Genomic DNA, 12,589 nt, shown 5'->3' on the forward strand with positions numbered 1-12,589 from the left:
ATCAACCTATCAAGATTAACCGTTTTAGGCATATGCAGACCCCCTTTTCTTATAAGGTAAGTATACCTATTTTCAAAAAAATTTAAAAAGTCGGTTGCAAAATGACACTCGTGTCGATATACTAAAAGTAAGAAAACGACACTAATGTCATTTTTAACAAAGGGGCGATGGGGAATGGAATCTTCTTTACGCAAAAATAAACCGTTCATCACACTGATGACGGCGCAGGCGATTTCGGGACTTGGGGATTGGTTGAGTATTGTGGCGATCATTACGCTGGTTGGGTTAAAATGGGAAGCAACACCGATGCAGATGTCGTTGATCATCTTGAGTCTGGCGCTGCCGATGGCCTTATTCGGACCGATCACGGGAACGATTGCGGACCGGATGGAGAGGAAAACGCTGATGGTGTTTTCCGATGTGGTAAGGGGAGTGCTGATTCTGCTCCTGACGCTGGCCACGAATGTGTGGATGGTGTACGGCTGTTTGTTCCTGACGGGGATTTTCTCCTCAGTGTTCATTCCGGCAAAGAATGGAAAGTTGAAGGAGCTTGTGGCAGATGAGAACATCAAGGGGGCCATGTCGCTTTCGTCCACCATCGATTCAGGCACGAAGGTCATCGGACCGCTCGTGAGCGGGATCCTGGTGTCCCTGATCGGAACGTACAACGTCTTCTATCTGGACTCGGCCACCTTCTTCCTGTCGGCGATCCTTATCTTCCTTTTGCCAAAAGCCGTGAAAGAAGTGAAAGTGGAAGAGGAGAAGAGGGACGGACCTTCTTTCAAAGAGGAGATCAAAGTCGGGTTCTCATTCATTAAAAAAAGCCGTTTCTTATTATATGGATTGTTTTTACTCGGGATCAGTTTGTTGATCCTGCAATTATCGGACTCTCAATTCATTGTCCTGCTGCGCCAGTTGACGGATGTCTCACCGAATCTCCTTGGGTATCTGGTGGCAAGTGCTGGTGTCGGAATGCTGATCACAGGGATTTATCTGTCGAAAAAGACAGATTATAACGCATTCGTCTATATGTGTATCGGGGTATTCGGAATAGGTATGGGATTTGCTTTGATGGGGATCCTGACACATTATGACCTGAGCCTGTCAAAGCTGTGGGTCCCGGTTCTCGGAATGATGGCAGGAGCATCTGCCGGCCTCGTCTTCATCCCATTCCAGGCAGCGACACAGGAGAAGACGCCGGTTCACATGACGGGCAGGGTCTTCGGTGTCGTCAACAGCACCACCACGACAGCCACGATCATCGGGCCGCTTGCAGGGGGAGCCCTTGCCACCGTGATTGGGATCATCCCGTCCTTCATCATCACCGGGTCATTATTGATCGTATTATTCTTCATATCCATTGCCGTAAAAAATAAAGTAGAGGAGGAGCCAGATGTCACCGAAAGTCAGTCAGGAGCACAAGGAGCAACGCCGCTCTAACTTACTAAAAGCCGCCCGGGAAGTCTTCAGCGAGCACGGCTATGAACATACGACCATGAAGCACGTCATGGAGCGGGCCGGTGTGAGCCGGGGCGGGTTGTACCAGTATTTTGAAAACAAAGAAGATCTCTTCGAGGCATTGATCGAGGGAGAGCAGGAGGAGGTCATCGAGGAAAGTATCCAGGCTATGTTGAAGCAGCAGGGGAGCTATTGGGATGTCCTCCTTATGAGCTTTCTCGGGGAGAGTAAACAGGCGACGAATGAAATGGATGCCCTCGCGCCTTCGAAGTTGGAATACTTCATTACGGGACGCAATGACGAAAGCAGGAAGGATCATGCCAGGAAACGATTTGCTGAGGCGTATCGAATGACCGCCAATATTATTGAAGAGGGCGTGAAAGCCGGGGAGTTCTCTCCACGCTTTGAACCAGAGGTGATCGCCAAAGCCATCATTTCGCATATCGACGGACTTGCGGTGGATCACGCCATCCTCGATTCCGACACGATTCAGCTGAAAGAGCAGACGGAGTTGTTGATCGCGTATGTGAAGTGGGGATTGGGTGTAGATGAGTAGAGAGAGTTCGCTGATATACGCTTCACGAAAATGCCAGGGAGACAGGTTCTCGTGGACCAATTTGGGTCACGGGACCTGTCCCCCTGGTTTTTTTCCTTTTCTTGATTTCCAGAACACGCCAATCGCCAATATAATCGGCAAAACAAATTGAATGGGGATATGAAGGTAGTAGGGAACAAGTTTCAAACCTACATATAGATGCTCGGCGATATCACCGCTTCGATGGAGGGAGAGGAGATAGACGGCCGCGACTAGCAGGAAGACGTGCCAATTTTTTTGTTTCACCTTGAACAGTTGGGTGAGGATGGCCCTTGCTGCATAAATGAATACGGATACCTTTATGAAGCCTCCTCCGATCAACAGCAGGTAGGTGAAGATTTCCAAATGCTCGATGACGCCTAAATACGTGATCAATTCCATGGCTTTCACGAAAGGAAAGTAATAGGTATTGGCGAAAGGGGCATGGAGGATGCCGATGATCAGTTCCATGGTGGTCATTACGACTATTCCGGCCAGGACGATGGGAATCCAAACGACTTTCTGCAGCTTCTCTTTTTGAGCAATAGAAGGGAGCAGAACAAGAAATACAACGAGTTCCCCGTAAGGAAAAGTCAATCCTGTGGGGAAGATCATCTTGCTGAGTGGCTTCCACCCTTGAGAAAAAAGAGGCAGGAGATACCTTGCCTGGAATTCTTCCGAGAAGAAACCGAGCAACCATAATAAAACCAGAATGATAAGGAAAAAGAAACTCATGATCAAAGCGCTTCGGGCAATCGCTTCTACCCCGAGCATGATACAATAGGCGGCGACAAGTATGAATGGAACCGCGGCAACCCAAGTGGGTGAGTCGGGATAGAGGATCTGGGTGGTGAAGAAGGCAAAATCATTCATAACTCTTGCTGCAATGTATAGGAAGTAGAAACTGAATACGACAGCAATGATCTTGGACAAAAAGGAACCGAACCCCATTTCCAAAAGGGGGATGAACTCCTTCCACCCACTCTTCTTCAACACAAAAAGATAAAAGTAGAACAAAAGGATGCCAAACCCCATTTCCATCGCTGTCCCCAAGATGCTGTCTTCCATTGCTGTAAAGTTCAACCCGACGACGATGGTGCTTCCGGTAAGGAAGAGAAGCATCATCGAACATAATTCAAGTGTGGAAATGGATATCTTATTCATGGTTCCGTCCTCCTCTTATCTTAATGTTTGATTTGGCCGAATCGTACGAATTGAACCTTGACATCCGTATTCACGTCCACCGACTCGAAAAATGTTTTTTCATTCCGTCTCTTTTTCCAGATCCCAGGTTCTTTACGATAAAGGGCATCTTTCAGGCCGAGCGCATCTGTCCCGTTTTCCTGAGATTTTTTGATAAGCGCCTCTATATTGAACTTAATCTCTTTTTCCAATTGGTTTTGGAGCGTTTTTCGTGAGGAAAGCTTGGTCATATCCTTCCCGCACGCGTTTTGTTCAAGGTCTCCCTCGACCTCCACTTTCACCTGAAAAGAAACGGGTTCTGTGTTTACCTTCAAGGAGGAAGCGGTATGGGTGGTGCTGATGGTGAACTCTTTATCTGAGTCCCCACACGGTGCAGAAATGTTTAATACCTGATCGATTCCTTTGATCAGGGCCAATGTATTGCTCTCCTCACTGGTGAAATAAAAATCCAGTTTTTCCTTTTTAAAAGCAGCAAATCCTTCAAGGGAAATATGGGCAGCAGGCGTGAAATCCTCTATATTTCCCTTTGTCATCCCATTTTCGACGTCTCCGTGGATCTCAACATAAGGGATGATGATGTCAGAAGTGTTGTCTGTTAAAATACTCTTGATCCGTTCCGATGAGGTATTCACCAGATTTCCCCATACGGCTTTCGAATTTTTCAGCATCGTATTCGTGTATAAGGCGGCCAGTTTTTGCTGAGGGGTGAACAATTTTAAAAATATTTCGGCACTTTCATCTTTAATGAGAATGGTGTTGATATTCGCAGGTATCCTCGGATTGCGAAGAAGAAAGTCCAACGTTTCACTCAACCCTTCCTCCTTCGCAAGCTTCTCGCTCAGGACAACCACTTGTAACGTATCAAGAATCGGCTCTTTCAACGTTTCTTTTCGGATCTTTTCGAGGGCTTCCGGTATTGATCTTCCCATTTGGGTATAGGTGAACCCTCCAGTCGGGTCCACAGAGTTTTTTTGATTAGCAGAGGGATTGAAGACTTGAAGGGTCACCACATATTCCCCATCCAATTGATCAACCCCGAGACCTGACACCAGTTCGACCTCATTTAAATCATTTGTGTTCATATATCCCACAATGATGGTTCCCATGAAAAGAAACAAAATGGTGATGAGACGTAATTTGGATAGATTCACGAGTCATTCTCCTTTTTAGGATCTTCTTCCATCGGTTCCTCTTTATGAAACTCAGGAATGGTCTTGTTGATCTCAGGGATGGGCTTCCGAATGAATACATCCTTCTCCACGTCCCGCCGTGTAAACGGAGAGATCGGAGCAAGATAGGGTACGGTGAAGGATCTCAAATAGCAAAGGTGCACCAAAAGCAACAATGTAAAGAGGGCGAGCCCGTATAATCCAAGCATGGCGCCGATCAAAATCAGGCTGAGCTTCAGAATTCTGACGGAATAGTTCATAATGGCGATCGGAATGAGACTGGAATAGATGAACGATACGCTGACAATTACTAAAGTAATGGGCTGTACAAGCTGGGCTTCTACCGAGGCCTGGCCGAAAACGATGGCACCGAACAGCGAAAGGGTGATGATCACGGCTTGTGGAAGCCGGGTGGTCCCTTCGAATATGGCATCCGTCAAAGTGACGACGATGAGCACTTCAATGACGGTCGGAAACGGGACGGATTCCTGTTGGGCCGTAAATCCGACCAATAACTTTACGGGTAACAGCCCTTTGTGAAAGGTCGTGAACGCCACATATAAAGCGGGAATGTAAAGCGCTACCCAAAAGAAGATAAAGCGAAGGGACCGTACATATTTCGTGGCTTCGCTTTGAATATAATAATCATCTGCCGACTGAAAGAACTGGATGAAGACAGCGGGGGCAATAAGTGCGAACGGACTTCCGTCCACCACGATGCACACACGTCCCTCCAGTACCTCGGCCACCGCCACATCGGGTCTGTCCGTATCCAAGACCAGGGGAAAGAGGGTTTTTGACTCCTTCGTCAAATACTCGGAAATGTAGTTGGAGCCAATCACCGAATCCATTGTGATGTTTTGCAGCTTTTGTTTGATATCCGATAATATATCTGGGTCGACCATATGATCCAAGTAGACAAGGGAAACAGACGTATTGGTGAGAGTACCATATGTTTCGGTTTCGACCTTCAGCGAAGGATTCTTGATATACTTTCGGATTAGACCCACATTTCCACTCCGGCTCTCCGTAAATCCCACATCCGGTCCCTGTACGGTCCGCTGTCCCTTGGGACTTGAAAGGGAGCGTTCCTCCCATTTGGACGTATCGGCGGCCAGTGCGTACCTCTCCCCTTCAAACAGGATAAGGGTGGCTCCATCCACCAGTTTGCCGATGATTTCGTCCATGTCCTTGACGATTTCTATGTCCGTAACCTGCATCACCTCATGCATCATGAAAGGGAAAAAGCGCTCCTTTTCCCCGGGAGGCTGTTTCTGTAATAAAGGTTCGATGATATGCTCCTGAATGGACGTCGCATCCACAATGTTCTCTATGTAAAGGAGGCAGGCAGAAAGATGGTCACCGGGTAACGTCAAGTACCGGGTCTTGACATCCGAGCTTTCCCCAAAGGAGGCAAGAAGCTCTGAGACTCTTTCTTTCAACGTGCCGGATTCGTTCGTATTCATTGCGCTCACCCTTTTGGTTATGTCAATAAGATAGTATGCGCTGATTGAGGGGGTATCATTCAAAAGGGGAAGGGGACAGGGCCAGGGCCAGGGGGACAGGTACCTTGGACCAATCGGGTCATGGTACCTGTCCCCCTGGTCCACTTTTTTTCTGCATGCCTTCCAATGAATAAGGAATAATAGTAGCGACAAGTAACCAGGAGGTAAGATGATGACCAATGCATTTGAAGCGATTTCAGCTATGATGAAAACGTTTGTGGATGAAGCGCCCAAACCCCCTCTTCATGTCGGTGAAGTAATGGACCTTTGGACCGCATTCACGGCTTTTCATGAAGCCCACGCCCTCTATCAGATTGGACTGAACACGACGACGGACAAGGATATGCAGCATGTGCTGCAGAACGCATTGGATGGGAGTATATCCGATACGAAGAAAATAGAGAAACTCCTGTTAAAGGAAGGCGTCCCTCTGCCTCTGGTCAATCCCAAAAAGCCGCTGTCAGAACCAGACGCCGTACCGGAAGGGGTCAAGCTGAAGGATGACGAGATTGCCAATCTGATATCAGCCAAAGTGGCGGCATCCATCACCTTTTGTGCCCAGGCAATGTCCAAGACGGTCCGGACCGATGTCGGGCTGATGTTCTTTTCCATTCAAATCAACCTGATGAAATTCGCTGCACCGTTAAAAAATTTAATGATCTCAAGGGGTTGGCTCAGGATCCCGCCGAAATATAACCCTCCCGGTGCGCCTGACAGGGAGTAGATCAAAACTCAATATTTCTAGGAAGCTGGAAGTTTGTCCGGAAGTGGATAAGCTTCTTTTTTATGAAAAGATTTATCTAAAGGTTATTTAAAAGCCATCCAGTTCAACCCAATAAAAACCATAAAATATCAAACTATTCATACAATTCAGTGAAGTAGCGGTTTTATAACTTGGCATAGAACTTGCAATGTATTCATTGAATCCCAACAAAAGGAGGACGATTGTGTGAAGAAATGGATGGTTGGTTTGGTGGTTGCTGTGTTATGGGGAGTTACGTTGACTGCCGCAGGTGCTGCCCGGAGCAGCTACACGTATTATCCTTATGGAGATGAAGGGGACGTCACGGCTGCAACGACCTATGGAGTGAATTTGATGGGTGGATCGACGGATGTGGATGAAGCGATGAGATGGATGGCGGAGAAGGCGAACGGGGGAGACTTCGTTATACTTAGAACATCAGGCAGTGACGGGTATAATCAGTATTTGTATGATCTGGCCGCTGACAATCAGTCACCTTTGAATTCCGTCGAGACCATTCTATTAAAAAGTCGGAATGCCGCCTATGAAAATGTTGTGCTGGATAAAGTGAAGAACGCCGAAGCGGTTTTCTTCGCTGGTGGAGATCAGTTTCTTTATGTGGACTATATTGAAGGAACGCCGCTTGAGGATGTCTTGAACTCACGGATTCAAAAAGGGATCCCGATCGGCGGGACTTCAGCGGGACTGGCCATTCAAGGGGACTTTGTATATGACGCTCAGAATGGAACCGTCTATTCGGACGAAGCGTTGGCAGATCCTTACAACCGCTATATGACGTTCTCAAGGAACTTCCTCGAAAACCGATACCTGGCTAACACGATCACGGACAGTCACTTCGAGCAGCGGGACAGGATGGGGCGTCTCGTAGGCTTCTTATCACGTAATCTTCTCGACGGATGGACCACAGAGGCGAAGGGGATTGCCGTGAATGAGCAGACGGCTCTCTTAATCGAAGCGGATGGATCGGCACGGGTCGCCGTTCAACCGGGGGGAACCAATCAATCGGTGTACCTGGCGAAGGCTACCTCACAGCCGAGCAATGTCTCGCCTCTATCCATCAGCAACGTGAATGTCATCAAGCTGGAGAATGGTGACACGATTGATATGACGGATTGGGCCAATCATACTGGTTTCTCCTATCAATTAGATGCAGTCAATGGGGTGTTGCGTTCATCCAGCGGATCGATTTATGGGAACTAGATAGATGAGGGACGGACCTTCGGTGGTCCGTCCCTCATCTTTTTCGTTTAGGGGAAAATGCGAAAAACGTGCAGACAGAGCCAGGGTTGCCCCATGGCACTGTCTGTACACCTACTTTTTATATCCAGAAATGCCATACATCAGTGTCCTCAGGATGATTTCATGATTTTTCCTGCTTTCCTGATCACTAAAGAGAATGCTTTGTCCGGAGGAAATATCTTTTCGATACAGCTCGATGATTTTCATGATGAGGTCATTCGGTACATCGGGTGAGATGGTTCCTTCTGTTTTGGCATCATTGATAAAGGTAGTAATCATTTCATAGGTCTTATTGATGAATTCCGTTTCAATCAGTTCTTTCATTTGTGGATCATTCATGATAAATGAAATGAAATCGGGATGAAATTGACTCAATAATTCATTCTTCGTAAAAATAAGTGCTGCCAGTTTCTCTTCTGTGGAATCATCCGATTGAGTGATTTGATCGGCTGCATGTAGTTGTTCGGACAAAACAGTTCGGACCACTTCCACAATCAGACCTTCTTTACTGCCGAAGTAGTTGTAAATGGTCACCACCGAAACCTGTGCCTGTCCGGCAATTTCCCGAATAGAAACCTTGCTTGGGGAGAATGATTTAAATAAGACGAGAGCTGATTGGATAATCAGTTCTCTTTTTTTATCTGTGCGTACTTTAAACCCGTCCATTGCTTCACCTCTGAAAAAATTATAACAAAATGTTGATTTTGTTTCAAAATATTATTATAATCATTTTGTACCAAATGAAACAAAAATATAAAAATGTTTCAAAATTAGGAGTGGATATCATGATTGCGATAGAAGCAAAAGGACTGACCTATTCGTATGATGGGAAGTCAAACGCGGTGGATCAATTAACCTTTCAGGTGAAAAAAGGAGAAGTGTTCGGCTTTTTAGGTCCGAGTGGAGCAGGGAAGTCAACGACGATCAGGCTGTTGACCAAGCTGATTGCCCCGCCACCGGGAAAGGTCTTTATTCTTGGGCAGGATATGTCCAAAGCGAATCACTCGTTTTATAAAAAAATTGGGATCGCTTTTGAAAATGATGTCTTATACCCAACCTTGACGGGATATGAAAATCTCATTTTCCACGCTAAATTGTATGGCACAGGAGAAACCGAAGTGAATGACATCCTGAAGAAAATGGACCTGTACAAGTCCAAGGATAAGAAAGCGGGGGAGTATTCCAAAGGGATGAAAACCAGGCTCGTTCTGGCCAGGGCCCTTGTCACCAATCCGGAGGTCCTGTTCATGGATGAGCCGACGTCGGGAATGGACCCGGAAATCGCGGCCTATGTCAGGGAAGTCATCCGCAAGATGAACCAAAAGGGTACGACCATGTTCCTGACCACACATGATATGAATGAAGCGGAAAAGCTATGTGACCGCATCGCATTTTTCAATAACGGGAAGATTGTAGAGTTAGATACTCCTGAAAGCTATAAGAAACGATTTGGTGAAAAAACGGTCACAATCGAACAGAAAGGGAAGAAGCATACCTTTACCCAGGACGGTGATCTCTCTAACCTACTTGAAATGATCGGAAAGAAAGAATTCGAGAGTATCCATACCCAGGAAGCGAGCCTGGAAGAGATCTTCATCAAGGTCGTGGGTCGGGGACTGAAGGGGGAAGCGTAATGTTGAAAATGGAATACCTGAAGCTGATCCGGAACAATGTGGTAGCCCTGATCTTCGGATATATCCTGATCATGTCGATCGGGATCAATGTTCTGTCTTATGGATTTCAGGATGTTGACTGGGTAGACCGCTGGCTGCCGATTTTAACGATTTTCTATATTGTGATTCTCATCGACCTCTTATTCTGGATGGCAGCCATGCAGATTTCAGAGGACATGGAGACAAATATGATACAGGTCATGAGAACAAGCCGGAATATCATCCAGTACTTCTTGAGTAAGCATATTCTGTTGATGCTCATCATTCTGATCTCTGCCTTTCTTTCTGTGATTCCTGCGGCTACCCAGATCGGATTTGTCCTGCAGTTTTTATATGTGACGTTCATCCTTTCCCTCTTTATGATCGCAAGCGGAGTATTACTTGCGATGATCGTAAAGAAACAAAGTGTCGTCATGCTTGCGGGAAGTGTTGTCACCGGATTTATCTTTGCCGTGATGGTCAGACTCGTCTTTCCGTTGTGGAATATCCAGCCTGTCCCTTTCAACCCGTTTGAACCGTTCATACAGGCGTACTATAACCTGTATCTGCCGGATGGCCCCGGGATAGAATCTTATGCGGGATTAACGGTTCTGGCGGTTGCATTTTATGCGGTAAGTCTCTTTATATTTAAAAAGGTCACTTTTGACAGGGGGTTTAGACTATGAAGATGGGGCTACCCACGTTTGTAAAAAAAGATTTCATCCTGGCCAGACGCAATATCCTGATCTGGTTAATCATTCTCTTTCCCATCATCACAGCCTTTGGAGCGTCAGGAATCACCGATACGTATTCGGATACCCCAAAGATGGTGGTACTGAAAGGAGAGCAGCACGACCTTCCTGAAGAAGTGAAAGTCCTGGTCGCCGATTCCAAAGAGCAAATGAAGGATTGGGTGTTTGATCTCGATGCGAAGATCGGTTTGACAGATGGGGGACTGGTAACGGATGGTCGGGAGCCGAAAGAAGCGATAGAAAAAGCCGAACAGATGCTGAAAGGAGAACCGGTTCAAATCGGAAACCTAAGCGAGGATTTGTTCGAAAAAGTATATGCGTTCAACTTATATGGAGCTTTCCTTTTCTTTGGAATCATTATTCTTTTCAGTTTAGTTGAAGAACGGAAAAACAAAACAACGGACCTTCAACATGTCCAGCCGGTCCATCCGGTCATTCCGATTCTTTCCAAAGTGGTGATCGCCTCCTTGATCACGGTAATGGATTTTGCCATTTGCAGTTACCTATTGCATGTCCCGTTCCGATTGGGTCCTGTATTGCTGATCATCACCATCGGAATCCTTCTGGGAACCGTGCTTGGGATGGCCATGGCGTTTTATGCTTCCACTGAAACCCAGGCTCTCGCTATATTAAAGCCTGTTACGCTAGTCTTTTTAATGAGCATACCTGGATTAGGATTTTTCCTTGGAGGTATCATGCATAATGTGGCCATGGCCGATCCGTTCTATTGGCTTCTCAGATTGATTCACGGTCTTTATACAAATGAAATGAATACAACGTATGTGTATTTGAGTCTCATTCTTTCCCTAGTGGCACTTTCCCTGATTGCCTTGAACTGGCATCGCACGCCTTATGGGGTCAAGAAGTATCATAAGACATCGTCATGACAAGCTCTATGTGAGAAAGAGCCAGGCTCCCCCTGGCTCTTTCGTGTGAATTCAAACAGACCCTTGTTTAAAAAACTCATACCAACCCTGAATTTCTTTCTCTTCACGCACTTTCAATTCCAGTAAAATCTCTCGTGTAAACTCAAGCGCAGCCGTCCCATTCGCGGTTATGAGACCCTTTTCACGAACGGCTGGTTGGGCTATGTAATATTCCTCACCGCGATAATCCGGTGCTCCTTCTTTTAGATAAGGAAGCGAATTTCCCGTATGCTTATGGTGGTCAAGGAATCCGTGGATGCCAAGGAATGTCGTGGCATCACAAATGGCTGCAACCGGGATGTTCTGGTCGAAACAGTTTTGTACAAGGCTCTTTATCTGCTGATTCTTTTCTTCACGCCATGTAGTTCCGCCGGGCATGATTAACATACTGAACGTGTCCGGCACGTCATCCATGCTGTAATCGGGAAGGACTCTCAACCCGCCCATGGAAACCTTGGGCTCTTTGTCGAGGGCCACGGTCTGGACCTGAAAACCTCTGGACGGTATGTTCAACTCTGCCGTGACGTAGCTTGCTTCCCAATCGGCGAAGCCGTCTGTTAAAAAGACCAACACTTTTTTCATATGTATCTCCTCCTTGTTACATTTTACCATATGGGTTGGGAGTAGGAGGGAGAGAGTTTGGTGAAAATGGAGTTCGCTGATAACATTCGTTTTTTCGCTGAAAATATCCTGATTTGTCTGAGAAACGATTCTTCAGCCAGGTATTTCACATAAAAAGGCCCTTGGGACTGTTACCCCGGATCAATCTGGGCCACGGTACCTGTCCCCCTGGTTTTTTCACATGAAAACGCATACCCGCAACCCCATCCGGACACCCTTAGGACATATGTCCTTTCACAAAAAACCAACCTCCTATTTAATAGAACAAAGAATAGGAGGATGAACGATGAAAGGTGCTATATTTGCTCTGTTTGGAGGACTTTGCATCACGATGCAGGGGATCTTCAATGCACGGATGAGTGACGCGATCGGCGGGTGGCATACGACTTCGATGGTTCATATCGTAGCCTTCGCGATCTCGATGACCATATATATGAACGTACGAGATGGAAAAGAGAAGAGCTTCAGGCAGGTGCCGTTCCTATACTTGATCGGGGGTTCCTTCGGTGTGATCGTCGTGTTCTCGGAACTGACGGCGATTCATATGATCGGACCGGCAGCGGCGATCGCGATCCTGCTTGTCGCACAGATCGGCACGGCCTTCCTCATAGAATCACGGGGCTGGTTCGGGGAAAAGAAGATCCCGGTGACGCTGCGGCAGGCAGTCGGGCTTACCATGATGCTTGCAGGAGTCATCCTGTTCCAATTGTAAAAAAAGGAGTAAGAC

13 protein-coding genes are annotated in these 12,589 nt (G+C 46.7%); 8 read left to right on the forward strand and 5 right to left on the reverse strand.

Features of this window, described 5'->3' with window-relative positions; translation table 11 throughout:
• The first annotated feature begins 174 nt into the window (after positions 1-174).
• Together CN378_RS17590 and CN378_RS17595 are read left to right on the forward strand one after the other, a co-directional pair.
• Positions 175-1,440, forward strand: a complete 1,266-nt coding sequence (locus CN378_RS17590) for an MFS transporter (RefSeq protein ID WP_098353792.1) — start codon at positions 175-177, stop codon at positions 1,438-1,440.
• Entirely contained in the window at positions 1,394-2,014 is a 621-nt protein-coding gene (locus tag CN378_RS17595; protein WP_098353793.1) for a TetR/AcrR family transcriptional regulator, read from the forward strand. Before CN378_RS17590 ends, CN378_RS17595 begins: the two co-directional genes overlap by 47 nt.
• 66 nt (positions 2,015-2,080) lie before the next feature.
• Here CN378_RS17595 and CN378_RS17600 read toward each other — a convergent pair whose 3' ends face one another.
• Genes CN378_RS17600 through CN378_RS17610 form a run of 3 tightly spaced genes read right to left on the reverse strand, consistent with a single transcriptional unit; the run spans position 2,081 to position 5,870 of the window.
• Complete coding sequence (locus tag CN378_RS17600; RefSeq protein ID WP_098353794.1) at positions 2,081-3,196, reverse strand: GerAB/ArcD/ProY family transporter; 1,116 nt, start codon at positions 3,194-3,196, stop codon at positions 2,081-2,083.
• Between the two features lie 20 nt (positions 3,197-3,216).
• A complete protein-coding gene (locus tag CN378_RS17605) occupies positions 3,217-4,386 on the reverse strand; it encodes a Ger(x)C family spore germination protein (RefSeq protein ID WP_098353795.1) in 1,170 nt (389 codons plus the stop codon).
• Positions 4,383-5,870 (reverse strand): spore germination protein, encoded by a 1,488-nt coding sequence (locus CN378_RS17610; protein WP_098353796.1) that lies wholly within the window; start codon positions 5,868-5,870, stop codon positions 4,383-4,385. Before CN378_RS17610 ends, CN378_RS17605 begins: the two co-directional genes overlap by 4 nt.
• A 211-nt stretch (positions 5,871-6,081) precedes the next feature.
• Here CN378_RS17610 and CN378_RS17615 point away from each other — a divergent pair, with 211 nt between their 5' ends.
• Together CN378_RS17615 and CN378_RS17620 are read left to right on the forward strand one after the other, a co-directional pair.
• Positions 6,082-6,633, forward strand: a complete 552-nt coding sequence (locus CN378_RS17615; RefSeq protein ID WP_098353797.1) for a DUF3231 family protein — start codon at positions 6,082-6,084, stop codon at positions 6,631-6,633.
• A gap of 225 nt (positions 6,634-6,858) precedes the next feature.
• The gene (locus CN378_RS17620) at positions 6,859-7,872 is read left to right on the forward strand and encodes a cyanophycinase (RefSeq protein ID WP_098353798.1); all 1,014 of its coding nucleotides are present in this window, start codon (positions 6,859-6,861) and stop codon (positions 7,870-7,872) included.
• Positions 7,873-7,983: 111 nt separating this feature from the next.
• On the opposite strand, the gene CN378_RS17625 is transcribed toward CN378_RS17620, so the two are convergent.
• A complete protein-coding gene (locus CN378_RS17625) occupies positions 7,984-8,577 on the reverse strand; it encodes a TetR/AcrR family transcriptional regulator (RefSeq protein ID WP_098353799.1) in 594 nt (197 codons plus the stop codon).
• Positions 8,578-8,696: 119 nt separating this feature from the next.
• On the opposite strand from CN378_RS17625, the gene CN378_RS17630 reads away from it, so the two are divergent.
• From CN378_RS17630 to CN378_RS17640, 3 genes are read left to right on the forward strand one after another with little or no spacing between them, the layout of a single operon-like run.
• The gene (locus CN378_RS17630) at positions 8,697-9,545 is read left to right on the forward strand and encodes an ABC transporter ATP-binding protein (RefSeq protein WP_179884963.1); all 849 of its coding nucleotides are present in this window, start codon (positions 8,697-8,699) and stop codon (positions 9,543-9,545) included.
• Positions 9,545-10,249 carry a hypothetical protein gene (locus CN378_RS17635; RefSeq protein WP_098353801.1) on the forward strand — a complete coding sequence of 235 codons (705 nt, stop codon included), beginning with the start codon at positions 9,545-9,547 and terminating at the stop codon, positions 10,247-10,249. Before CN378_RS17630 ends, CN378_RS17635 begins: the two co-directional genes overlap by 1 nt.
• Positions 10,246-11,202, forward strand: a complete 957-nt coding sequence (locus CN378_RS17640) for an ABC transporter permease (protein WP_098353802.1) — start codon at positions 10,246-10,248, stop codon at positions 11,200-11,202. Before CN378_RS17635 ends, CN378_RS17640 begins: the two co-directional genes overlap by 4 nt.
• Positions 11,203-11,253: 51 nt before the next feature.
• On the opposite strand, the gene CN378_RS17645 is transcribed toward CN378_RS17640, so the two are convergent.
• Positions 11,254-11,823, reverse strand: coding sequence for a type 1 glutamine amidotransferase family protein (locus CN378_RS17645; RefSeq protein ID WP_098353803.1), 570 nt, complete (start codon positions 11,821-11,823; stop codon positions 11,254-11,256).
• Positions 11,824-12,148: 325 nt separating this feature from the next.
• On the opposite strand from CN378_RS17645, the gene CN378_RS17650 reads away from it, so the two are divergent.
• Positions 12,149-12,574 carry a DMT family transporter gene (locus CN378_RS17650; protein WP_098353804.1) on the forward strand — a complete coding sequence of 142 codons (426 nt, stop codon included), beginning with the start codon at positions 12,149-12,151 and terminating at the stop codon, positions 12,572-12,574.
• Positions 12,575-12,589: the final 15 nt, after the last annotated feature.

This window comes from Bacillus sp. AFS015802, from assembly GCF_002561455.1.
Taxonomy (GTDB): domain Bacteria; phylum Bacillota; class Bacilli; order Bacillales; family Bacillaceae_B; genus Rossellomorea.